This window comes from Sinorhizobium sp. BG8 (assembly GCF_016864555.1).
In the GTDB taxonomy this organism is placed as follows: domain Bacteria; phylum Pseudomonadota; class Alphaproteobacteria; order Rhizobiales; family Rhizobiaceae; genus BG8.
In genome coordinates this window covers 32,387-54,622 of sequence record NZ_CP044011.1, presented here as the reverse complement: position 1 = coordinate 54,622, position 22,236 = coordinate 32,387, and the positions used below count along the sequence as shown (strand labels likewise).

Here is a 22,236-nt window from a genome sequence, read left to right as displayed (position 1 = left end):
GATGCGGGCAAAATAGATCCCGGTACCATGTGCGGTACTGGACGAGCGATGACAAGGCTCACGAACCCATTCGAAGGATCGATGATGCCAGTCATCACGTTTGCCAACACCAAGGGCGGAGCGGGCAAGACCACTGCCGTTCTCCTGGTCGCCACCGAGCTTGCCCGCATGGGCTACCGGGTCTCGGTTCTCGACGCCGACCCGCAGCAGTGGATCACCCGCTGGTTCGAGGCCGCCACGGCGGAGAGCCGGAAGAACCTTTCCGTCGTAACCTACGTCACGATGGGAACGATCGACGGGCATGTCGCCGAGGAGCGCGGCCGGAGCGACTACGTGCTGATCGACCTGCCCGGCTCGCGCAACTCGCTTCTCGCCAAGGCCGTCGGTTACTCGGATCACGTGCTCATTCCCGTCCAGGGATCGGCTATGGATGCGCAGGGCGGCGCCAACGTCATCGAGCTCCTCCAGTATCTCGAGGACAAGGCCGACATCCGCATCGCGCATTCCGTGGTGCTCACCCGCGTCAATTCCATGGTCACCACGCGCGCACTGATCGCGGTCAAGGATCTGCTGGCAAAACGCCGCGTGGATGTCCTGGACACGCCGATCATCGAGCGCTCGGCCTATCGCGACATCTTCGGGTGCGGCGAGACGCTCTACACGATGGACGCCCGCAAGGTCAGCAATCTCGAAAAGGCGCAGGAGAATGCCCGCGCCCTCGGGCGTGAGATCGTGCAGCGTGTCGCGGCTAAGGCGCGGAAGGCGCAGACCGCCGAGACCGTGCGTCAGAGGCTTCTGTCGGCCGCCTGAGACCCGTTCGTCCCGCTTTCCCATTCAGCTTCGTTGCCGGCATTCGCACGCCTGTCGCGCATTCACGCTCGACAGGCCGCGGCGTTTTGGCGATAGAGGAAGGGTGAAGGGAGCATCGCATGACGACCGGAGACATCCGCATCGGAGAGAGTTGGAAGGCGCCGTTGTCGGCGGAGTTCGGCAGCCCGTACATGGCGTCGCTCAGAAGCTTTCTCGTAACGGAGAAGGAACAGGGCAAACGTATCTTCCCGAAGGGTGCGGAGTATTTCCGCGCACTCGACCTCACCCCCCTCGACGATGTGCGCGTCGTCATCCTCGGCCAGGATCCGTACCACGGTGAGGGACAGGCGCATGGGCTCTGCTTCAGCGTCAGACCGGGTGTCAGGATCCCGCCGTCGCTCATCAACATCTACAAGGAACTCGACAGCGATCTCGGCATCGCGCCGGCCCGTCACGGATTTCTCGAGCACTGGGCCCAACAGGGCGTCCTGCTCCTCAACAGCGTGCTGACCGTGGAGATGGGACGTGCGGCCTCGCACCAGGGGCGGGGATGGGAGCAGTTCACCGACGCCGTGATCCGCGCCGTCAACGAGAACGGCAATCCGGTCGTTTTCATGCTCTGGGGTTCCTATGCCCAGAAGAAGGCAAGCTTCGTCGACCACCGGCGCCATCTCGTGCTCAGGGCGCCGCATCCCTCGCCGCTTTCCGCCCACAACGGTTTCTTCGGCTGCCGTCATTTTTCCAAGGCGAACGACTTCCTCAAGTCGAAGGGCCGCGAACCGATCGACTGGCGTCTGCCGCTGGAACCGTGATGCGTGGACTGTCTCCGGTCCTTCAGGGCCGGGCGGGTGAGGCCAGCGTCTCGCCCAGGAGGCGGAGCACGGCCGGCGCGTCGATATCGATGCAGGCAAGCTGGCTCGGGTAGCCGTCCCAGTCTCCCGGCGGGAAGTGCCGCCCGTCTGGCTTCTGGATCGTCTGGCCGTCGGCGACGCCGCTCGTCGCCACCCGTATCGCACCGCTGCGGGTGGTGAAGTGCTCGGGCGCGACCAGATAGACGCAGGCGCAACTGTCGTGGACAACCATCGCGTCCTCAACGTGCCGTCCGTAGAAGTCGATGTAGATTTGCGAGATGTCGGAAAGGAGCCTGACGCGCTCTCCGCCGGCGGACACGAGCCCGGCCAGCATGTCGCGCGTCATCACCGTCTTCATGGTGACGTCGAGGCCGACGACCACCACCGGCCAGGCCGCCGTCATCACGACATCAGCCGCTTCGGGGTCGCCGTGGATGTTGGCTTCCGCCGCGGGCGTGACGTTGCCCGGCACGTCGAAGGCGCCACCCATGATGATGACCTGGCGCGCGAGATTGGCGATCTGCGGATCCTCGCGCAGCGCATGGGCAAGGTTGGACATGCGGCCGACGGCTATGATCGTCACCTCGCCGGGATTGGCGCGGATCGTATCGATGATGAACCGATGCGCCGGGCGCGGATCAACCGGAAGATCGACGACGTCGGGAACGTCGATGTTGCCGAGACCGTCATGGCCGTGGATCATCACAGGCCAGTCGGCGGAATGGCGTTCGGGAACGTAGGTCTTGCCGTTGCCCATGGCGACGGGCGCGGGAATATCCCAGGCCTGCTTGAGGAAAAGTGCATTTCGCGTGGTGGTCTCGACGGACGCATTGCCGAAAACCGTCGTTATGCCGATGAGGTCGATCTCGGGATGATGATGCAGGAACAGAAGCGCCATCGCGTCGTCGATGCCCGGATCCGTGTCGAAAATGACCTTGTGCATGCTGAAGTTCTCTTCTCGGAATGCCCCGGGAACGCTGTCGCCGGGTAATGCTACTGGAAACGCCTGATGGAAAACGCCTCGAGTTCGGGAGCCGCGGGTCCCGAAAGCAGGTTCGCCACGTGGCGTCCTGTCACGGCGGAAAGCGTCAGGCCGAGGTGCCCATGTCCGAAGGCCATGGCGATGCGCGGGTCCTTTGGATGCAAACTGATTACCGGCAGGGAATCGGGCGTCGACGGCCTGCGTCCCATCCACTCCGTGCCGCCCTCCTCGGGAAGATCGGGCACGTAGCGGCGCATCTTCTGGCGCATCGCCCGGGCGCGGCCATAGTTCGCGGGCGCATCGGGCCGTGCGAGCTCGACGGCGCCGCCGATGCGAAGCGCGTTCTCGAACGGCGTCGCGACAAAGCCGTGTTCGGAGAAGAACACCGGCATTTCAAGGGTCAGTGAAGGGTTGACGTAGGTCGTGTTGTAGCCGCGCTCGGTCTCCAGCGACGGCTTGAGGCCGAGCCCCGTCAGCAGGTCGCGCGACCAGACCCCGGCGGTAATGGCGATCTTGTCGAAGACGTGGCGGTTTCCGCCTTCGGTCGAAACGGCGATGCCCTGGGCCGTCGGCTCGATCGCGGAGGCCGCTGCGTCTATGACGGTGGCGCGGGCGCGGATCGAAGATTGCAGGCGGCGCAGCAGCGTCAGCGGGTACTCGAATGTCTTGTAGCCGTCGTTGAACACGGCGCCCGCGAAGTTGCCCTTCAATGCCGGTACGCGGCGGCGCGCTTCCTCGGCATCGAGCTTCTCGATTTTGGAGCCGAGAAGCGCCGAGGTCCGTTCCTCATGGGCAAAGGCCTTGTCGCGTGCAACCAGCGTGTCGAAGATCGTCAGTGCTCCCGTGGAGCGGATGTGGCCGGAGATCCCAACCATCTGCCCCATGTTGAGGTGGTCGTCTTCCGCCGACTTCATCAGGAACAGCAGCGAGCGGCGCGCATGTTCGACGTTGGCGGGTCGCGACGACATGAGGAAACGGGCGAGCCAGGGGGTGAGCGCGGGCAGGTCCTGCCAGCGGATGGTGAGCGGCCCCAGCGGGTCAAGCAGCCACTTCGGCGCCGCCAGCAGCATGCCGGGGCGTGCGACCGGATCTATTTCGGGAACTGCGAGAATGCCGGCATTGCCGACGGACGCGGGCAGGCCGCCGGCATCGCGCTCGATGACAGTGACATCATGCCCCTGTTCGATGAGGTGAAGTGCGGTGGCGCAGCCGATAATGCCGCCGCCGACGATTCCGATATTTGCCATGCCTGTCCCGTCTATCCCCGATGCCTGACGCCACCGATGCGGCCGTCCGCGCCATCCGATCGCCGCGGACGATAGAGCAATGGATAGCCAAAGGGAACCTTTTCGCCGAACTGATTTTCCGGCACGCAAGCGTTACTGCCACCGGCCGGGCCGCAAGAAAGGTTGGAAACGCGGTGCCCGGGGCAGGGAGGAGGCTCCCCGCCGCCGTCGGCTTCAGCGATTTCCGCCGGCGTCGGCCTGTCCCGTCTCGGGCCGCCTGAACTGCAGCAGGAAGGCGAGGACGAAGAGGATGGTCATCAGCACGACGATGGTGGGGGCAGGCGCACTGTCGAGGAAGAAGCTCAGATAGATTCCAAGGCAGGAGGAGCCGGCCGCGACGAGAACCGCGACGACGAGCATCGGGCCGAAGCGGCGCGTGACCAGCGATGCAATGGCGCCCGGTGCCACCAGCATGGCGACTGACAGGATGATGCCGACCGCCTTAAGCGCGCCAACGACGACGAGCGAAAGCACTGCGAGAAGTCCATAGTGGAGGAAGCGAACGGGAAGGCCGATCGCGCAGGCGTGCTGGCGATCGAAGGCCTGCACCAGGAGGTCCCTTCTCCAGACGAGGATGAAGGCCGTGCTGATGGCCGCGATGATGGCGGTTTCAGCGATGTCGCGGAGCGAAATGCCAAGCATGTCGCCGAAGAGGATGTGGTCGAGGTGGATGTCCGGCTCGACCTTCACGTAGAGCACGAGTCCGAGGCCGAACATGCCGGAAAAGACGATGCCGAGGATCGTGTCCTCCTTCACGCGGCTGTTTTCCTTGAGGTAACCGGCAGCGATCGCGCAGAACAGCCCGGCCACGAAGGCGCCAGCCGCGAAGGGCAGTCCCACCACATAGGCGACCACGACGCCCGGAAGGACCGCATGCGAGACGGCGTCGCCCATGAGCGACCAGCCCTTGAGCACGAGGTAACAGGAGAGCAGCGCCATCGGCACCGAGATCAACAGCGTCACCGCGAAGGCGTTCTGCATGAAGGGAAGCTGGAAGGGCATCAACGCAAGAAAGGCGAACTCGTTCATGCCGCTTCTCCATCGGCGCCGCCCGCGAGTGCCAGTCGTCCCTTGCGGCGCGCGGCCAGCAGACCGTGCTTTGGTGCGAAGACGAAGGCCAGAAGGAAGATCGCCGTCTGCAGCACCACGATGACGCCGCCGGTCGCCCCATTGAGGAAATAGGAAAGATAGGCGCCGACGAGGCTTGTCGCGGCGCCGAGCAATGCGGCGAGGAGGACAAGCCGCTGGAACCGGTCCGTCAGCAGATACGCCGTCGCGCCTGGCGTGACGACCATGGCGACGACGAGGAAGGCGCCGACGGTCTGGAGGGCCGCGACGGTCGAGGCGCTGAGCAGGGTAAAGAAGAGCAGCTTGAGCGCCAGCGGATTGAGGCCGATCGAACGCGCGTGGCTTTCGTCGAAGAAGGCGACCATCAGGTCCTTCCACTTGACGAGCAGGATGGCGAGGGTCAGTCCACCGATGATGGCAAGCTGAAGCGTGTCGCCGGGCGTGATCGCCAGGATGTTGCCGAGCGCGATGGTCTGGATGTTCACCGAGGTCGGCGAGAGCGAGACCATGAAGAGGCCGATGCCGAAGAAGGAGGTGAAGATCATGCCGATGATCGCATCCTCCTTCAGCCGTGTCCTGCGGTTGAGGAACAGCATGGCGCCAGCCGCAAGCCCACCGGACAGGAAGGCGCCGATCGAGAAGGGGAGACCCAGCATGTAGGCACCCGCAACGCCCGGCACGATGGAATGGGAAAGCGCGTCTCCGATCAGCGACCAGCCCTTGAGCATCAGGTAGGCCGAGAGGAAGCCGCAGACGCAGCCGACGAGGGCGCTGACCCACATGGCATTCACCATGTAGTCGTAGCTGAAAGGCTCCAGGAGTGCGCTCATTGCTCGGTCTTTTCCGGCTTGTGCTCCGCGTAGATGACGAAGGGGCGCTCGTCGTCGGAAATGACCTTGATCTCGCGCGGATCCTCGTCCTCGTGAAGATCATGGCCAGCAAGGATGAAGTGCCTGAGCACGCCGCCGAAGGCGCGCTCCAGATTGGTCTCGTTGAAGGTTTCCGAGGTCAGGCCGGATGCGATGACGGTGCCCTTGACGAAGACCGTCCGGTCGCAGAAGTCCGGGACGCTGCCGAGATTGTGGGTGGACACGAGCATCACCCGACCCTCGGCGCGCAGCGTGCGCAGAAGCTCGATGATCTGTTCCTCAGTGTTGACGTCGACGCCGGTGAACGGCTCGTCGAGCAGGATCACCTGGCCTTCCTGCGCCAGCGCCCGGGCGAGGAACACGCGCTTGCGCTGCCCGCCGGAGAGTTCCCCGATCTGGCGCTTGCGGTAGTCGCTCATGCCGACGCGGGCGAGAGCGTCGTCGACCATCCTGTGATCCTTGGCGGATGGTATGCGGAGCCAGCCCATGTGACCGTACCGGCCCATCATCACCACGTCCTCGACGAGGACCGGGAAGGACCAGTCGACCTCTTCCGCCTGCGGCACATAGGCGACGAGATTGCGCTTCAGCGCCTCCTTCACCGAAAGGCCGAGGATCGTGACCTTGCCGGCGGCAACCGGCACGAAGCCCATGATCGCCTTGAACAGCGTCGACTTGCCGCTGCCGTTCACGCCGACGAGGGCTGTGATCGTGCCCTTCGGCACGGAGAAGCTTGCATGGCGCAGGGCGGTGTGGCCGTTGCGATAGGTGACTGTGACGTCTTCCGCGATAATCCCCGGCGTGCTCTTCGCCCTGCTGCCCATCATCATTTCGTCAGGCCTTCCACGATCGTTTCCGAGGTGACGCGCAACAGGTCGAGATAGGTGGGTACCGGCCCGTCCGCCTCGCTGAGCGAGTCGACATAGAGCACGCCGCCATAGCGGGCGCCCGTCTCTGCTGCCACCTGTTCGGCGGGCTTGGACGATACCGTGCTCTCGCTGAACACGACGTGGATGTTGTGTTCGCGCACCGCGTCGATGACAGCCTTGACCTGCTTCGGCGTGCCCTGCTGATCGGCGTTGATCGGCCAGAGAAACAGTTCCTTCAATCCGAAGTCACGCGTCAGGTAGCTGAAGGCGCCCTCGCTGGTGACGAGCCAGCGCTTGTTCTCCGGCAAGGTGGCGATGCTGTCGCGGATTTCGGTCGAAAGCGCGGTGATCTTTTCTCCGTAGGCCTTGGCATTGGCGGCGTAGATCTCGGCATTGTCCGGATCGATGCTCGTCAGACCCTTGCGGATGTTCTCGATGTAGATGAGGGCATTCGCCGGTGACATCCAGGCATGCGGGTTGGGTTTGCCCTCGTAGGGGCCTTCGACGATGCTCATCGGCTCGACGCCATCAGTCACGACGACATTCGGAACATCGCCGAGGTTTGTCAGGAACTTTTCGAACCACAGTTCGAGATTGAGACCGTTGCGCAGGACCAGATCGGCATCAAGCGAGCGATAGATATCCTGCGGAGTCGGCTGATAATTGTGGATCTCGGCGCCCGCTTTCGTGATGGATTCCACGTCGGCGGCGTCGCCGGCCACGTTGCGGGCCATGTCTGCAATGATCGTGAACGTCGTCACGACCTTGGGCTTCGCCAATGCTTCGCCGCTACCGGCCGCAAGGGAAAAGAACGAAAGGGCCAGCAGGAGAGGTTTCAGCATATCGGAAATCATGAGGCCTCATGCTTTTGCGAGTGAGTTGCAATAAAATATAGGCATTCCATGAGGCGTGTCAACGCTATTGCAAATCATTCGCAGGGTTTGCCGCCGAAGGGCATTCGTGATGCGGGGGCGTGCCCTTAAGTTTTCCGAAACTCCCAATGGCTAGATTGCCCCTACGTGCCGGTCTCCTTCTCGAGGTCACGGTAGCTTTGAACCGAGAGTAGTGCGTTTGGCGAAGTTCATCCCGTCGAAATTGCGATTGTCCCGCAAGGTGGTCATTCTCGGCGCCGGCATTCTTGTTTTGTCGGGCGCCTCGGGTGCGGCGCGGTCATTCTCGGCAAGGAGGCCATTCTCGGTCCTCCGGCAGAGAAGATCTCCGGCGTCGCCTGCGTCAACGTGGAAACGGTGCGCCTCAACAAGAACGGCCAGCAGTGGATCCGCAAGTTCGTGCGCGCCCGCGCGCTCGAGGGCGACGTGCGCATCAAGACGGCGCTTCGCGTTGCCGCTTCGTTTTCCGGCAAAGAGAAAGCCGACCTCTATCAGGTCATCCTCCTCGACGAGGCGGGTCCCGCTGTCCGAGCGGACATGCGCGGCCGTGCGATCGGAGCCGAGGTGCTGTTCGCTCCGAAGCCCGCAGCAATTCCGGGCATGAAAGCGCCCTTCGAGGCGCGCTACGTCGAAGGCAGCCCGGCAGAGAACGGAGAGTTTTACGGCGAGAAGAAGGAACTGAGCCTCGCCGAGATCCGGGACATCGTGACCGCGATGACCGAGCGCGAGGACTGTACGGATCCCGTCGTCGAGGGGCAGGCGAGCGAACACGGCGGCTCCAGCAGCGGGCACGGGGCGGCAGCTCCTGCAAGCGGCCATGGCGAGAAGCCGGCGGAACACGGAGAAAGCGGCGGCCACGAAGCAGCTGAGGAACACGCTTCGGCGGAGGGCGAGCATTCCGCCGAAGACGCCGGAGAGCACGTAGATCCGACCAGTTTCGAGGCTCTGGCAGCTGCCGCGGGCGAAGCGTCCGGCGAAAGTCACGGGCCGGTCTCCATCGAGGAAGCGGACAGTGCCGGCGTGGAAGCGCTGCCTGCCGACGGAGCCTCGCATGAGGGCGGCGAGCAGCATGCCGAGCCGGCCGAAGCGCACGAAAAGGCGTCCGAGACGCACTGACGCCCGTCAGTCGATCCCTTGCATAGGCTCACGAGCCGACGATCGAGGCAGCTGTCGCCTCCTGCTTCGTCTGGCCTCATCCGGCCGGGAACAAAAACATCACATAACGAAAAAAGCCCCGCGTGAGCGGGGCTTTAGATGGTCTAGTCCAGCCGATGAGGCTCAGTCGTTTTTGGCGCGGCGCGCCGGGAAGAGGATGACGTCGCGGATCGACGGGGCGTTGGTCAAGAGCATGATCAACCGGTCGACACCGACGCCGAGGCCGCCTGCGGGCGGCATGCCCTGGTCGATCGCGTCGAGGAACTCGTCGTCAAGCTGCTTTGCCTTTTCGCCGCGGGCATGCGCCTGTTCGAGCTGCTCGACCATGCGGGCGCGCTGTTCGACCGGGTCGTTGAGCTCCGAAAACGCGTTGCCGATTTCCCACGTGTTGCAGTAGGTCTCGAAGCGCTCGACGAGCCGCGGCTCGCCCGGTACTTCCTTGGCGAAGGGCGAGATGTCCTTCGGGAAATGCGTGACATGCGACGGCTGGATCAGCGTGCCCTCTACCTTCTCCTCGAAGATGAAGGCGAGGCATTCGCCCCAGGTCCAGTCCTTCTCGACTTCGAAGCCGGCGGCCTTGGCGGCAGCGCGGGCTTCCTCGTCCGTCTTGATCGAAAGGAAATCGATGCCGGTCACTTCCTTGACGGCGTCGGGCATCGGCACCCGCTTGAACGGACCCTTGAACGAGATCTCGGTGTCGCCATAGGTGAACTCGGTGGAGCCGTGCACCCTGGTGGCAAGCTCTGCGAAGAGGCGCTCGACGAGGTCCATGATGTCCTCGTAGTCCGCATAGGCCCAGTAGCACTCCATCATGGTGAATTCTGGGTTGTGCCGGGTCGAGACGCCTTCATTTCTGAAGTTGCGGTTGATCTCGAAGACCTTGTCGGTGAGGCCCGAGACCAGCGTACGCTTCAGATAGAGCTCCGGCGCGATGCGCAGGAACATGTCGAGCTTCAACGTGTTGTGGTGCGTCTTGAAGGGTTCGGCCGTGGCGCCGCCATAGACCGAATGCAGCATCGGTGTCTCGACTTCCATGAAGCCGTCGTTTTCCATGAAGCGGCGGATTCCGGAGACGATCTTCGAGCGCTGCTGGAAGCGCAGCTTCGATTCCTCGTTCGTCATGATGTCGAGGTGGCGCTTGCGGTAGCGGATCTCGACGTCTGCCACGCCGTGCCACTTCTCCGGCATCGGCAGCAGCGTCTTGGTCAGCATGGTGATCTCTTGCGCGTTGATCGTCAGCTCCCCGCGCTTGGTGCGGCGGACTTGGCCGGTCACGCCGATGATGTCGCCGAGGTCGATCATCGGCAGGAGCGCGCGCGCCTCTTCGGGAGTCGTGTCCTTGTGCGAGAAGATCTGGACCTTGCCGGAGGCGTCATGGATGTCCATGAACATGCCGGAGTTGCGCGAGGAATAGACACGCCCGGCGACGGTCACGGTGTCGCCGCTCTCGGTGTCGGGCTCCAGATGCGCATACTTCTCCGCCAGCTCCGCATTGGTGAGCGTGCGGTGGAAGTGAGCGGGATAGACGTCGCCGATCTCCTTGCGCAGAAGATCAAGCTTCTGGCGGCGCACTTCCGTGGCGTCGGAGGAGAGGGTGGCTGGTGTCGTCTTGTCGTTCATCGTTCTGTCCTTACTTTCCGCTGCCGGCCATGGAGGCGACCACCTGGGCCGCGACCTTGAGGCGCTGGCGCACGACGGAGCGGCCGAGGACCGCCATGGAGTCGAAGAGGGGAAGCGAGCGCGACGAGCCCGATACGGCGACGAAGAGGGGTGCGACGACCACTTTCAGCTTCTTGCCCAACCGGTCTGCCACCGCGCGCAGCTCCGCCTCGATGCTTTCGACGTTCCATTCGAGGATCTTCTCGAGGTCCGGCTGAACCGTGTTCAAGATCTCGAGGATCTCTTCCGGGCTCGACTTCACCTTGGCGAAGGCCGCAGGCTCCAGGCCGAGGTCGGACTTGAGCAGGAAGCCTGCGAGGTCCGGAAGTTCGCCGAGCTTGGTGATGCGCGACTGGGAAAGCCTGAGGCCGTCCATGAGGCGGTTGTTCTCCATCGTCCAGGCGAAGACGCGTGCGGCGAATTCCTCCTCGGACAGCTTTTCGCGGATCCAGCGGCCGTTCAGCCAGTCGAGCTTCTGGATGTCGAAGATCGCGCCGGACTTGGAGAGGTTGTCCGGGTCGAACTTCCCGGCCAGTTCCTCCATCGACATCAGTTCCTCGCCTTCGGCGATCTGGATGAAGAACAGCCCAAGGAAGTTCATCAGCGCTTCCGGCAGATAGCCGAGCGCCGTGTAGTAGGAGATCGAGGTCGGGTTCTTGCGCTTCGACAGCTTGGACTTGTCGGCGTTGCGCATCAGCGACAGGTGCATGAACATCGGCTCGTCCCAGCCGAAATAGCGGTAGAGCAGGATGTGCTTGGGAACCGAAGCCAGCCACTCCTCGCCGCGGGCGACGTGGGTGATCTTCATCAGGTGGTCGTCGATGACGTTTGCCATGTGGTAGGTCGGCATGCCGTCGCCCTTGATGAGGACCTGCATGTCCACCGAATCCCACGGGATCGAGACATCGCCGTAGACGCCGTCGGTGAAGTCGCAAGACCCCTCGGCCGGGATCTTCATGCGGATGACCGAGCTCTCGCCGGCCGCCACCTTGGAGGTGACTTCCTCGGCAGACAGGTGAAGGCAGAGGCCGTCATACTTCGGCTGCTTGCCGGCGGCGCGCTGTGCCTCGCGCATCTGCTCCAGCCGCTCCGGCGTGCAGAAACAGCGGAATGCGTGCTGCTTGTCCAGAAGCTCCTGTGCATAGGGCTGGTAGAGGTCCTTGCGGTCGCTCTGCCGGTAGGGACCGTAGGGACCGCCGATGTCAGGACCTTCGGACCATTCGAGGCCGCACCATTTCAGCGCGTCCAGCACCTTCTGCTCGAATTCGGGCGTGGAGCGGGTCGCGTCCGTGTCCTCGATGCGCAGGATGAATGTGCCGTTGTGCTTCTTCGCGAAGAGGTAGTTGAACAGCGCGATGTAGGCCGTGCCGACATGCGGCTCGCCGGTGGGAGAGGGTGCGATGCGTACGCGAACGCCGGAGGTCGTCCCGGAAGTGGTCATGATTGTCAGTCCGTCTCGACATGGTCCAGAGCCTGCGCCGGACGTGTTCCGGCGTTATCGGCTCATTCTTTACGGGAAGGAAAGTCCGCAAATTCGCCGAAACATGCAGCGCAGACGGAGTTTTCCACGTGGGCTGCGTGAGACCATATTCAACCGGGCACGTCAAGGGAGTGAAAGCCCGGCGCCTCCGGTTTAACGCAACGGCCAGAACAGCATCAGGGCAGGAATGCTGGCCACCACGATGATGAAGGACAGCGGCAAGCCGAGGCGCGGATAGTCGCTGAACCGGTAGCCGCCCGGTCCGAAGACGAGAGTGTTGCACTGGTGGCCGATCGGGGTCAGGAAGTCGCAGCCGGCACCGATGGCCACGGCCATCAGGAAGGCCTCCGGGCGGTAGCCCAGCGTCTCGGCGAAGCTCGCCGCGATCGGTGCCATGACGAGAACGGTCGCCGCATTGTTGAGGAAGGGCGTCACCGCCATCGCCGTCAACAGGATGAGCGCGATCGCTCCGAATGCGGGCATGCCGCTTGCGGCCGCGCCGAGCCATCCGGCAATCAGTTCGCTGCCGCCCGTGGTGCGCAGGCTGTCGCTGACGGGGATGAGTGCGGCGAGCATCACCAGGATCGATCCGTCGAGCGCGCGATAGGCGTCTGCGAGCGGGATGGCCTTCAGGAGCACCATCGCGACGGCAGCGGCAAAGAAGGCGGTGGCGACGGGCACCGCTCCTGCCGCGGTCGCGGCCATCGCGGCCGCGAGGATGAGCACGGGCAGGACGGCCTTGCGCGGCCGCCCGAGGGAAATCTCCCGCTGGGCGAGCGGAAGCAGGCCGAGGTCCTGCAGGGAGTGCGGCAACGTCCTGCTGTCGCCCTGTATCACCACCACGTCGCCAGGCTGCAGGACCACCTCGCTGAGCTTTTGCCCGAGCTTCTGACCCTGCCTGCCGACCGCCAGCAGGTTGATGCCGTAGCTGTGGAAGAGCGACAGGGCGCGAGCAGAGAGGCCGGCTACCCGTGAATCATTGGCGACGATCGCCTCGATCGCCCTGATGTCGTCGGCGTCTCCGGTGAAGTGCCGGATCGGCTTGCCGGAGAGCTTCAGTCCTCCGCTCGACACCACGTGATCGAGCCCGCCGGGTGTTCCCTCCATCAGAACGGTGTCGCCCTCGAGGATCTTCACGTCCGGCAGCGGCGCCAAGCGATTCTCGCCGCGAATGATGGCGGATGCGGCAACCTCGCCCTCGCCGGGCTTCAATAGTTCGCGGAGAGTCTTGCCGATGGTGGACGACCCCGGGATGACGGTTGCGTCGGAGGAATAGGCCGACTGTTCCAGGGCCTCCTCGATCGAGGGGTTCTGGTTCGCGCGGGCGGGCACCAGCCAGTAGAACAAAATCAGGAAGACGATCCCGACCACCGTCAGGATCGCGCCCACAGGGGTGAAATCGAACATCGTGAAGGACTGGCCGGTGATCTCGTGGCGCAGCCGCGACACGACGATGTTGGGTGAGGTTCCGATCTGCGTCATGAGGCCACCGAGGAGTGCCGCGAAGGCCATCGGCATCAGGTAGCGCGACACCGGAACTCCGGCACGCTTGGCGAACTGGAAGGCCATCGGCATCATGATCGCAAGCGCGCCGATGTTCTTGATGAACGCCGAAAGCACCGCCACCGAGATCATCAACAGCGCGAGCTGGGTCTGCAGTGTTGTCAGGTTGGGGAAGAAGCGCTGGACCGCAACATTGACGATGCCGGAGCGCGCGATGCCGGCGCTGACGACGAGCGCACTGCCGACGATGATCACGATGTCGTCACTGAAACCGGAAAACGCCTTTTCGAATGGAACGATTCCGACGGCGACGGCCACCAGCAGGGAGCAGGCGGCCACCACGTCATGGCGGTACTTGCCCCAGATGAATGCGGCCATCATCAGAAAGATCACGATGAACGACAGAAGCTGATCGGTCGACATGAAGGTCTTTCCGGGCACGGGCGCCCGCGCGGGGCGTCGAAGAAGATTATAGCTCAGGAGCGTTGAGGCGTCTGGAGTGGTCGCATGATTAATCGGCAATCGGTCGAAAAGTTCCTGAGCAGCATGAGCTTGGCGTCCGGAACAATCCCGTCCGGCGGCCGTTAGGATGTTGAAGATGCGGACCGTGCCAACCGGACCCGACGGGGCGGAGAACATGGGGATTTTACCGGTTTCTCCCCATGGCCAACGAATAGGCAGGCGAGCTCCCTAACCGTCCGGTTCGTGTCTTCGTTCCCTGTACCCCCCACAGCAAGGCCCGGCGGATAATCCGCCGGGCCTTAGCGCTCTTGGGTCACGCTCGATCGGTGGATCGTCGCGCCGGAACGGACGCGTCGCATCGTCCGAGGGCAAGGGCTACGGCTTGCTGTCAACGTCTCTGGACAAATAGGCGAAGAGGGATAGGGTTGCGCGCCCACTGATTTGATTAGGAGATTTGCCGATGAGCGGCGTTCTGAATATTCCCGTGAAGCGCGCAGACGGACGCGAGACCACACTCGACGACTACAGGGGGCAGGTCATGCTTGTCGTCAACGTCGCCTCGAAATGCGGGCTGACGAAGCAATATGAAGGTCTGGAGAAGCTCTACGAGGACAAGCGGGACGAGGGGTTGGTCATAGCAGCCTTCCCCGCCAACAACTTCAAGGGCCAGGAACCGGGAACGGATGCGGAGATCGTCGAGTTCTGCACGCTGACCTACGACGTGAAGTTTCCGATCTTCTCGAAGATTTCCGTCAAGGGCGAGGACAAGCATCCGCTCTACGGCGCGCTCACCGGCTCCGGCGTGCCCGTCATCGGCGATGGTCCGATGAAGGAGCGGCTGCGTGGCTTCGGCATGGAGGTCGCCGATGACAACGAGATCCTCTGGAACTTCGAGAAATTCCTCATCGGCCGCGACGGCGAGGTCAAGGCCCGCTTCGCGCCGGACGTCACCGCGGAGGATGGCCGCCTGCTGTCGGCGATCGACGCAGAGCTGGCAAAGTAGTCAGGCTGCGGCCGGCATGCGGGAGCGCGGGCCGGTCAGTCCCGCTTGCCGGATTAAGCAAGCGGGAAGCCGTGCAGACCGCCGGCGACGACACCGGCGGCCGGTTCTGCCGTTCCCGGTCGACCGGGAAGGGCAGCAGGGAGGCTTGGCGCCTCAGTGGACCGTCGCGCCGCTGGCCTTCTTCTTCTGCCGGGCATTGCGGGCGAGCATGTTGAGAAGCTCGACCAGCGCCGAGAAGGCCATGGCCGCGTAGACGTAGCCCTTCGGCACATGAAGGCCCATGCCCTCGGCGATGAGTGTCGTCCCGATCATCAACAGGAAGGCGAGAGCCAGGATGACGATCGTCGGGTTCTTCTCGATAAAGTTCGCAAGCGGGGTCGCGGCGAACAGCATGACCGAGACGGCGACGAGGACGGCGATGACCATGATCGGCAGATGCGGCGTCATGCCGACCGCCGTGATGATGCTGTCGACCGAGAAAACGAGGTCAAGGAGAAGGATCTGGCCGATCGCGGCGGTGAAGCCGGAGGTCACCGAGGTCGCGATGAAATCCTCGCCGTGTTCGGCCGGATCGACGTTGTGGTGAATCTCCTTCGTCGCCTTCCAGACGAGGAAGATGCCGCCGGCGATCAGGATCATGTCCTTCCACGAGAAACCGTGGCCGAAGGCCTCGAAGACCGGCGTCGTCAGCTGGACGATCCAGGCCACGGTGCCGAGGAGCGCAAGCCGCATGATGAGGGCGAGACTGATGCCGATGCGTCGCGCCGATTGCCGATGTTCGGGGGGCAGCTTGTTGGTGAGGATCGAAATGAAGATCAGGTTGTCTATGCCGAGGACCACCTCCATCACAATCAGTGTAATGAGGGCAATCCAGGCCGCCGGGTCCTGCATCAGGGTGAGGATGCTCTCCATCCGATCTTCTCTCCTTTTGAGCGTAGGGTATGAGTCCCCGTATTTATGGAGATTTGAAAGGCTTACAAGGCATCTCGCCCGCCGGGAGTGGAAATTCCCGGCGGCGCCATCAATCGGCGAGGAAATTCGCGGGGGTCAGGCCTTTTCAGCACCGTAGGCGGCAAGGAATACCCTGACGGCGCTGTTGACGATGCGCTCAATTTCATCGGTGGGCGGCGGGGATGCCATGGAGCCGAAAAGTCTCGGCTTGAAGATCCCGACCGTGGAGAGCTCGAGGAACTGTCGTGCGGCCATTTCCGTGTCGTCGATCGCGAGTGTCGAGGCACTTACCTGGCGGTCGAGATAAGCCTTGAGGACGGTTACCGGGTTCATCCGCATCGAAGACAGGAAACTGCAGGCGAGCGCCGGCATGCGCGACATGGCGCCGATCACGATCCGCATCGCGTTGATCGTGTAGTTTGACGAAATATGTGTGCAAAAGATCACGCCGAAGTCGTGCAGCGCCTGCTCGACGGACAGGCCGGCGTCCAACGCGTGGCCGGCGGTCTCCGAGATCCGGGTCCGCTCGCGCTCGATCAGTTCCGCAAATAGATCTTCCTTGTTCTGGAAATAGACGTAGATCGTGCCCTTCGAAACGCCGGCGGCACGGGTGATGTCGTTCATGCTGGCGGCATCGAAACCCTGCTCCATGAAGACGCGCTTGGCGCCTTCGAGGATCTGCTCGCGCTTGGCCGGATCCTCGCCCGCGGCGCGACGACCGGCCTGTGCTGCATCCGCACAGATTGATTCCAATTCCTTCACATCCGTCATGGTAGTGTACGTCCATACTATTTTCGAACCGCTCGGTTCGATTTCACTTGATATGCGACAGGAATGCGCCTATGTCAATCGAACCGAACGGTTCAGTTCGATAAAATTTGTTCAATTTCGATCCGGTGCGACGATGTCAGGCAAGCAGAATACCAACATAGCGAGAGTTCGTCCCGTCGAAGCCGACGAAGAGTTCGTTCCCGCGTCCGAGACGGTCCCGGCTGCGGAAGGCCGCGCGGAAGGCGTGTCCGGTCCGGCGAAGGTCGAGGCCGAAGCGGCCCCGGCCAAGAGCGGCGGAAAGCGTCGTGTTCTCCCCGTTCTCGTGGCGGTGCTGCTCGCCGCCGGCGCCTGGTACGGCTACGAGTGGTGGACGAACGGCCGCTTCATGGTCTCCACGGACGACGCCTATATAGAGGGCGACATCGCCACGATTTCTCCCAAGGTCACGGGCTACGTCGAGAAGGTCAATGTGGTCGCCAACCAGGAGGTCAAGGCCGGCGACGTCCTGGCAACTCTCGAGGACGGCGACTATCGCAACGCGCTCGACCAGGCCAATGCCCAGATCGACACGGCCCGCCTCTCGCTCCACCGCATCGACGCCCAGATCGACGGCGCCAAGGCAAGCTTTGCGCAGACCGAAGCGCAACAGGTCGCGCTGACCGCGGCGCTCAAGGGTGCCGAAATCGCACAGAAGCGCGCGAGCGAGCTGCAGTCCAAGTCTGTGGGCACCACGGCAACCCTCGACAGCGCCAATGTCGCGCTCGACCAGGCGAGGGCGAACCTCGTCGGTGGCGAGGCGAACATCACCGCGGCAAAGGCGAACATCGCGCTCCTCGAAGCCCAGCGCAAGGAGGAGGAAGGCACGATCCGCACCCTCGAGCTCCAGCGCGACAAGGCACAGCGGGACCTCAACTTCACCGTGCTCAAGGCGCCTTATGACGGCATCGTCGGCAACCGCTCGGTCCAGGTCGGCGACCTCGTTTCCTCCGGCCAGAAGCTGATGGCGCTCGTGCCGGTGCGCGAACTCTACGTGGACGCGAACTTCAAGGAAACGCAGATCGCGCATCTCGTTCCCGGATCGAAGGTAAAGGTTCACGTGGACGCCTATGACGATCACGCGATCGAAGCCACGGTGGAATCCATCTCGCCGGCTTCCGGTTCGGTATTCTCGCTTCTCCCGCCGGAAAACGCGACGGGTAACTTCACCAAGATCATCCAGCGCGTCCCCGTGCGCATTGCCCTGCCGAAGGAGGCGCTCGACAGCGGTCGCCTGCGCGCCGGCCTCAGTGTCGTCGTCGACGTCGACACCCGCACGGCGCCCGCAACCGGCGTAGCGGCTGCCAAGTAAGAGACCGGAGGCGACGATGTCCGCCACAGCTACCGCAGGCCAGGTGCCCAGCAAGGCGCCGGCCGCTGCCGAAACCATGGATCCGAAGCGGCTGATCGCGTTCTTCGCGATGGTCCTCGGCATGTTCATGTCGATCCTCGACATCCAGGTCGTGTCCGCGTCGCTTTCCGAGATCCAGGCGGGCCTCAGCGCCGGTTCCGACGAAATTGCCTGGGTGCAGACCGCCTATCTGATCGCCGAAGTGATCATGATCCCGCTCTCGGGAACGCTCGCGCGCATCGTCTCCACCCGCTATCTGTTCGCCTTCTCCGCTGCCGGCTTCACGATCGCCAGCGCACTCTGCGCGACGGCCACCAACATCGAGCAGATGATCGTCTATCGCGCGCTCCAGGGTTTCATCGGCGGCGGCATGATTCCGTCGGTGTTCGCTGCCGCCTTCACGATCTTCCCTCCTTCCAAGCGCAACATCGTCTCGCCGATCATCGGCCTCATCGCCACGCTCGCCCCGACGATCGGCCCGACCGTCGGCGGCTATCTCAGCCACGCCTTCTCCTGGCACTGGCTGTTCCTGATCAACATCGTTCCCGGCATCATCGTCACGATCGTCACCTGGAACTTCATCGACTTCGACAAGCCCGAGATGTCGCTGTTGAAGAAGTTCGACTGGTGGGGGCTTGCCTCGATGGCCATCTTCCTCGGCGCGCTCGAGTACGTGCTGGAGGAGGGCAACGCCAACGACTGGTTCAATGACGAGTACATCCTCATCGGAGCCGTCGCTTCGGTGGTCGCCGCCCTGGTGTTCTTCTACCGAGCCTTCACGGTGGAGTTCCCCGTGGTCGACCTCAAGGCCTTCGCCAACCGCAACTTCGCCCTGGGCTCGACGTTTTCCTTTGTCATGGGCATAGGCCTCTACGGGCTCACCTATATCTATCCTGTCTACCTCGGGCGCATCCGTGGCTACGACTCGCTGATGATCGGCGAGACCATGTTCGTCTCGGGCCTGGCGATGTTCTTCACCGCGCCGCTCGCCGGCATGCTCGCGAGCAAGATCGACCTGCGCGCGATGATGACGATCGGTTTCGTCTCGTTTGCGTCGGGCACCTGGATCATGACCGGGCTCACCGCGGACTGGGATTTCTACGAACTGTTCATTCCGCAGATCCTGCGTGGCGTCGGCCTGATGCTGTGCATGGTTCCGATCAATAACATTGCGCTCGGCACCTTGCCGCCGGCCAAGATCCGCGGTGCCTCGGGCCTTTTCAACCTGACGCGGAATCTCGGCGGCGCCGTCGGGCTCGCCATCATCAACACGGTGCTGACCAACCGCCAGGACGTCCACTACATGCGCCTGCGCGAGCACATCGACTGGGGCAATCCCACGGCTGTCGAGCAGATGACGAACATGGCCGCCAACTATACCGCACACGGCCTCGATGGCGCGACGGTCGCGGTCAAGCAGATGGTCGGCCTCGTCCAGAAGCAGGCGATGATCCTGTCGTTCAGCGACGTGTTCCTCATGCTGACCGTGCTGTTCCTGGCGATGGTGCTCGGTGTTCTGATGATCAACAAACCCTCTTCGGCAGCCGGCGGTGCCGGCGGCGGACATTGACGGATGGTCACCCTGTAGGTTCAGACTTTTCAGTCTCTTGATACCTCCGGCGCGGGCGCGGCTGCATGGATTTTTCCAGTGGCCGCGCCCGATTTGTTTTCTGCCGGAGAATTTTTGATTTACGTACATCAGAAAATCCTCTATGGCATGTCCGCGGAGGAAACATGCGCCCGACTGTTCATGACATCGCTGCCGAAGCGGGCGTCAGCCTGGCCACGGTGGACCGCGTGCTCAACGGCCGCCCGGGTGTTCGCGGGGTCACGCGGGCAAGGGTGGAGAAGGCCATCGAGACGCTGGGCTATGTGCGCGACGTCGCCGCCGCCAATCTCGCCAAGGGCCGCGTCTATCCGCTCGTCTTCATCCTGCCGGCCAGCGACAACTCGTTCATGCACGGGCTTCGCGCCGAGATCGGGCAGGCGATCGCCCGGTCGGCCGCAGAGCGCACCGCCATCCGCACGGTCGAGGTGCCGGCGTTCGATCCGGCCGCACTCGTCTCGGTTCTCGAAGGACTCCGCGGGGAGGCCCCCGCCGGCATCGCTCTCGTCGCGACCGACGCGCCTGATGTCCGGGCCTCGGTGGATGCGCTCGTCAAGGACGGCGTGCCGGTCGTGACGCTGGTCTCCGACCTTACCGCTTCGCTTCGACATCACTACGCTGGCGTCGACAACATCGCAGCCGGCCGCACGGCCGCTAGCCTTCTCGGCAGGTTTCTTGGCGGTATCCGGGGCAGGGTGGCGGTACTCGCCGGCTCCATGCTGGTGCGCGACCACCGCGAACGCCTCGAGGGCTTTGCAGCCGTCATGGCGGAGGACTTTTCCGGCCTTTCGGTTCTGCCGGTCCTCGAAGCCCGCGACGATCCGGAGACCGCGCACAGGCTGATTGCCGATGTACTTTCGACGGACGAACAGATTGTCGGGATCTACAGTCTGGGCGCGGGCAACCGCGGCCTGATCCGTGCCCTCAAGGAACAGGGGGCGGGTCGCGACCTGACGGTGGTCGCCCATGAGCTGACGGCGCACACGCGCGCCGCACTCCTCGACGGGACGATCGACGCAATTCTCAACCAGGATGCCGGCCATGAGGTCAGGAGCGCTATCCGCGTCCTGAAGGCGAAGGCAGACGGGCTGCCTGTCATCGCCGCGCAGGAGCGCATCCGGCTCGACATATTTTTGAAGGACAATCTGCCCTGAGAGGCAGAGCTAGGGAGAAACGCACATGTATCTGGGTCTCGATCTCGGAACCTCCGGCGTCAAGGCGATGCTGATAGACGGCGACCAGCGGGTCATCGGCTCCGCCAACGGCGGTCTTGACGTGTCCCGCCCGCATCCGGGTTGGTCGGAACAGGATCCGTCGCACTGGATCCGCGCGACCGAGGAGGCCGTCGAAGGTCTCAGGGCCAAGCATCCGAGCGAGCTTTCGGCGGTTCGCGGCATCGGCCTTTCCGGCCAGATGCACGGAGCGACCCTGCTCGATGCCGATGACAAGGTGCTGCGTCCCTGCATCCTGTGGAACGATACCCGCAGCCACGCGGAGGCGGCCGCACTCGATGCCGATCCCCGTTTCCGCGCGATTACCGGCAACATCGTCTTCCCCGGCTTCACGGCGCCGAAGCTCGCCTGGGTCAAGAACAACGAGCCGGACATCTTCGCGAAGGTCCGGTGGGTTCTCCTGCCCAAGGACTACCTCCGCCTGTGGCTCACCGGGGAGCACATGTCCGAAATGTCGGATTCCGCCGGCACCTCGTGGCTCGACACCGGCAAGCGCGCTTGGTCGTCCGATCTTCTGGCGGCAACCGATCTGGAGGAACGGCAGATGCCGGCGCTGGTCGAGGGCACCGATCCGGCCGGTCGCCTGCGCGCCGAACTCGCGGCGAAGTGGGGTATTTCCGGCGACGCCGTCGTGGCCGGCGGCGCCGGCGACAACGCCGCATCCGCCTGCGGCATGGGCACCGTCAGCGAAGGCGCCGCCTTCGTTTCTCTCGGCACCTCCGGCGTGCTTTTTGCCGCAAACGCCTCCTATCTTCCCAATCCGGCCAGCGCCGTCCACGCCTTCTGCCATGCGCTGCCCAACACCTGGCACCAGATGGGGGTCATCCTTTCGGCGACCGACGCCCTCAACTGGTACTCGCGGCTCACCGGCGCCAGCGCGTCGGACCTGACCGGCGAACTCGGCGATAACCTGAAGGCGCCCGGCGCCGTCACGTTCCTGCCTTACCTTTCCGGAGAGCGCACGCCCCACAACGATGCGGCGGTGCGTGGCGCCTTCTTTGGCCTCGGCCACGAGAGCGACCGGGTGGCGCTGACCCAGGCGGTGCTCGAGGGCGTATCGTTCGCGATCCGCGACAGCCTGGAAGCGCTGAAGTCCGCCGGCACCAGCCTTTCGCGCGTCACTGCGATCGGCGGCGGCTCGCGCTCCCGCTACTGGCTGCAGTCGATTGCCACGACTCTCGGCCTGCCGGTCGACCTTCCCGCGGACGGCGATTTCGGCGCGGCCTTCGGGGCCGCCCGCCTTGGACTGATCGCGGCAACGGGCGCCGATCCCGTGTCGGTCTGCACACCGCCGAGCACTGCGGCGACCATCGAACCGAAGCCGGCACTCAACGCCGCCTACGAGGACGCCTACCAGCGATACCGCCGGCTCTATCCGGCTGTCCGCGCTGCCTACTGAAAC

The 22,236-nt window shown here is 63.7% G+C and carries 19 protein-coding genes; 8 read left to right on the top strand and 11 right to left on the bottom strand.

The features are described 5' to 3' along the window. Positions 1-84 precede the first annotated feature (84 nt). Both F3Y30_RS00265 and ung read left to right on the top strand, forming a co-directional pair. Positions 85-810 carry a ParA family protein gene (locus tag F3Y30_RS00265; RefSeq protein WP_203426425.1) on the top strand — a complete coding sequence of 242 codons (726 nt, stop codon included), beginning with the start codon at positions 85-87 and terminating at the stop codon, positions 808-810. 119 nt (positions 811-929) lie between these two features. After that, positions 930-1,622 carry a uracil-DNA glycosylase gene (gene ung / locus F3Y30_RS00260; RefSeq protein ID WP_203424617.1) on the top strand — a complete coding sequence of 231 codons (693 nt, stop codon included), beginning with the start codon at positions 930-932 and terminating at the stop codon, positions 1,620-1,622. Positions 1,623-1,644: 22 nt separating this feature from the next. Here the strand turns inward: ung and F3Y30_RS00255 are convergent, their stop codons facing one another. The 6 genes from F3Y30_RS00255 to F3Y30_RS00230 form a co-directional block, all read right to left on the bottom strand. Then, entirely contained in the window at positions 1,645-2,604 is a 960-nt protein-coding gene (locus F3Y30_RS00255) for a nucleoside hydrolase (RefSeq protein WP_203424616.1), read from the bottom strand. Positions 2,605-2,654: 50 nt separating this feature from the next. Then, positions 2,655-3,890: an FAD-binding oxidoreductase gene (locus F3Y30_RS00250; RefSeq protein ID WP_203424615.1), complete on the bottom strand. Its 1,236-nt coding sequence runs from the start codon at positions 3,888-3,890 to the stop codon at positions 2,655-2,657. Between the two features lie 213 nt (positions 3,891-4,103). After that, positions 4,104-4,958 carry a metal ABC transporter permease gene (locus tag F3Y30_RS00245; protein WP_203424614.1) on the bottom strand — a complete coding sequence of 285 codons (855 nt, stop codon included), beginning with the start codon at positions 4,956-4,958 and terminating at the stop codon, positions 4,104-4,106. Beyond that, on the bottom strand, positions 4,955-5,827 hold the full coding sequence (locus F3Y30_RS00240; protein ID WP_203424613.1) for a metal ABC transporter permease: 873 nt from the start codon (positions 5,825-5,827) through the stop codon (positions 4,955-4,957). Before F3Y30_RS00240 ends, F3Y30_RS00245 begins: the two co-directional genes overlap by 4 nt. After that, on the bottom strand, positions 5,824-6,696 hold the full coding sequence (locus F3Y30_RS00235; protein ID WP_203424612.1) for a manganese/iron ABC transporter ATP-binding protein: 873 nt from the start codon (positions 6,694-6,696) through the stop codon (positions 5,824-5,826). Before F3Y30_RS00235 ends, F3Y30_RS00240 begins: the two co-directional genes overlap by 4 nt. Further along, a complete protein-coding gene (locus F3Y30_RS00230) occupies positions 6,693-7,589 on the bottom strand; it encodes a metal ABC transporter substrate-binding protein (RefSeq protein WP_203424611.1) in 897 nt (298 codons plus the stop codon). Before F3Y30_RS00230 ends, F3Y30_RS00235 begins: the two co-directional genes overlap by 4 nt. Positions 7,590-7,982: 393 nt before the next feature. On the opposite strand from F3Y30_RS00230, the gene F3Y30_RS00225 reads away from it, so the two are divergent. After that, complete coding sequence (locus F3Y30_RS00225) at positions 7,983-8,741, top strand: hypothetical protein (protein WP_203424610.1); 759 nt, start codon at positions 7,983-7,985, stop codon at positions 8,739-8,741. 162 nt (positions 8,742-8,903) lie between these two features. Here F3Y30_RS00225 and lysS read toward each other — a convergent pair whose 3' ends face one another. The 3 genes from lysS to F3Y30_RS00210 all read right to left on the bottom strand — a co-directional run bounded on the left by lysS (position 8,904) and on the right by F3Y30_RS00210 (position 13,845). After that, positions 8,904-10,400, bottom strand: a complete 1,497-nt coding sequence (lysS, locus tag F3Y30_RS00220; RefSeq protein WP_203424609.1) for a lysine--tRNA ligase — start codon at positions 10,398-10,400, stop codon at positions 8,904-8,906. Positions 10,401-10,410: 10 nt separating this feature from the next. Further along, positions 10,411-11,880, bottom strand: a complete 1,470-nt coding sequence (gene gltX / locus F3Y30_RS00215) for a glutamate--tRNA ligase (RefSeq protein WP_203424608.1) — start codon at positions 11,878-11,880, stop codon at positions 10,411-10,413. Positions 11,881-12,072: 192 nt separating this feature from the next. Further along, on the bottom strand, positions 12,073-13,845 hold the full coding sequence (locus F3Y30_RS00210) for an SLC13 family permease (protein ID WP_203424607.1): 1,773 nt from the start codon (positions 13,843-13,845) through the stop codon (positions 12,073-12,075). 499 nt (positions 13,846-14,344) lie between these two features. On the opposite strand from F3Y30_RS00210, the gene F3Y30_RS00205 reads away from it, so the two are divergent. After that, a complete protein-coding gene (locus F3Y30_RS00205; protein WP_203424606.1) occupies positions 14,345-14,887 on the top strand; it encodes a glutathione peroxidase in 543 nt (180 codons plus the stop codon). 153 nt (positions 14,888-15,040) lie between these two features. Here F3Y30_RS00205 and F3Y30_RS00200 read toward each other — a convergent pair whose 3' ends face one another. Then, entirely contained in the window at positions 15,041-15,799 is a 759-nt protein-coding gene (locus F3Y30_RS00200; protein ID WP_203424605.1) for a TerC family protein, read from the bottom strand. Positions 15,800-15,934: 135 nt separating this feature from the next. Continuing rightward, positions 15,935-16,609, bottom strand: a complete 675-nt coding sequence (locus F3Y30_RS00195; RefSeq protein ID WP_203424604.1) for a TetR/AcrR family transcriptional regulator — start codon at positions 16,607-16,609, stop codon at positions 15,935-15,937. A 133-nt stretch (positions 16,610-16,742) separates the two neighbouring features. Here F3Y30_RS00195 and F3Y30_RS00190 point away from each other — a divergent pair, with 133 nt between their 5' ends. The 4 genes from F3Y30_RS00190 (at position 16,743) to xylB (ending at position 22,233) form a co-directional block, all read left to right on the top strand. Further along, complete coding sequence (locus F3Y30_RS00190) at positions 16,743-17,957, top strand: HlyD family secretion protein (RefSeq protein WP_203424603.1); 1,215 nt, start codon at positions 16,743-16,745, stop codon at positions 17,955-17,957. 16 nt (positions 17,958-17,973) lie between these two features. Continuing rightward, the gene (locus F3Y30_RS00185) at positions 17,974-19,566 is read left to right on the top strand and encodes a DHA2 family efflux MFS transporter permease subunit (RefSeq protein WP_203424602.1); all 1,593 of its coding nucleotides are present in this window, start codon (positions 17,974-17,976) and stop codon (positions 19,564-19,566) included. Positions 19,567-19,730: 164 nt separating this feature from the next. Next, positions 19,731-20,756, top strand: a complete 1,026-nt coding sequence (locus F3Y30_RS00180) for a LacI family DNA-binding transcriptional regulator (protein ID WP_203424601.1) — start codon at positions 19,731-19,733, stop codon at positions 20,754-20,756. Between the two features lie 25 nt (positions 20,757-20,781). Beyond that, positions 20,782-22,233, top strand: coding sequence for a xylulokinase (xylB, locus tag F3Y30_RS00175; RefSeq protein ID WP_203424600.1), 1,452 nt, complete (start codon positions 20,782-20,784; stop codon positions 22,231-22,233). Positions 22,234-22,236: the final 3 nt, after the last annotated feature.

Bases quoted from the DNA above. Each gene is read 5' to 3' on its own strand.
- F3Y30_RS00265 (WP_203426425.1), top strand. From the start codon at position 85: ATGCCAGTCATCACGTTTGCCAACACCAAGGGCGGAGCGGGCAAGACC.
- ung (WP_203424617.1), top strand. From the start codon at position 930: ATGACGACCGGAGACATCCGCATCGGAGAGAGTTGGAAGGCGCCGTTG.
- F3Y30_RS00255 (WP_203424616.1), bottom strand. From the start codon at position 2,604: ATGCACAAGGTCATTTTCGACACGGATCCGGGCATCGACGACGCGATG.
- F3Y30_RS00250 (WP_203424615.1), bottom strand. From the start codon at position 3,890: ATGGCAAATATCGGAATCGTCGGCGGCGGCATTATCGGCTGCGCCACC.
- F3Y30_RS00245 (WP_203424614.1), bottom strand. From the start codon at position 4,958: ATGAACGAGTTCGCCTTTCTTGCGTTGATGCCCTTCCAGCTTCCCTTC.
- F3Y30_RS00240 (WP_203424613.1), bottom strand. From the start codon at position 5,827: ATGAGCGCACTCCTGGAGCCTTTCAGCTACGACTACATGGTGAATGCC.
- F3Y30_RS00235 (WP_203424612.1), bottom strand. From the start codon at position 6,696: ATGATGATGGGCAGCAGGGCGAAGAGCACGCCGGGGATTATCGCGGAA.
- F3Y30_RS00230 (WP_203424611.1), bottom strand. From the start codon at position 7,589: ATGATTTCCGATATGCTGAAACCTCTCCTGCTGGCCCTTTCGTTCTTT.
- lysS (WP_203424609.1), bottom strand. From the start codon at position 10,400: ATGAACGACAAGACGACACCAGCCACCCTCTCCTCCGACGCCACGGAA.
- gltX (WP_203424608.1), bottom strand. From the start codon at position 11,880: ATGACCACTTCCGGGACGACCTCCGGCGTTCGCGTACGCATCGCACCC.
- F3Y30_RS00210 (WP_203424607.1), bottom strand. From the start codon at position 13,845: ATGTCGACCGATCAGCTTCTGTCGTTCATCGTGATCTTTCTGATGATG.
- F3Y30_RS00205 (WP_203424606.1), top strand. From the start codon at position 14,345: ATGAGCGGCGTTCTGAATATTCCCGTGAAGCGCGCAGACGGACGCGAG.
- F3Y30_RS00200 (WP_203424605.1), bottom strand. From the start codon at position 15,799: ATGGAGAGCATCCTCACCCTGATGCAGGACCCGGCGGCCTGGATTGCC.
- F3Y30_RS00195 (WP_203424604.1), bottom strand. From the start codon at position 16,609: ATGACGGATGTGAAGGAATTGGAATCAATCTGTGCGGATGCAGCACAG.
- F3Y30_RS00190 (WP_203424603.1), top strand. From the start codon at position 16,743: ATGTCAGGCAAGCAGAATACCAACATAGCGAGAGTTCGTCCCGTCGAA.
- F3Y30_RS00185 (WP_203424602.1), top strand. From the start codon at position 17,974: ATGTCCGCCACAGCTACCGCAGGCCAGGTGCCCAGCAAGGCGCCGGCC.
- F3Y30_RS00180 (WP_203424601.1), top strand. From the start codon at position 19,731: ATGCGCCCGACTGTTCATGACATCGCTGCCGAAGCGGGCGTCAGCCTG.
- xylB (WP_203424600.1), top strand. From the start codon at position 20,782: ATGTATCTGGGTCTCGATCTCGGAACCTCCGGCGTCAAGGCGATGCTG.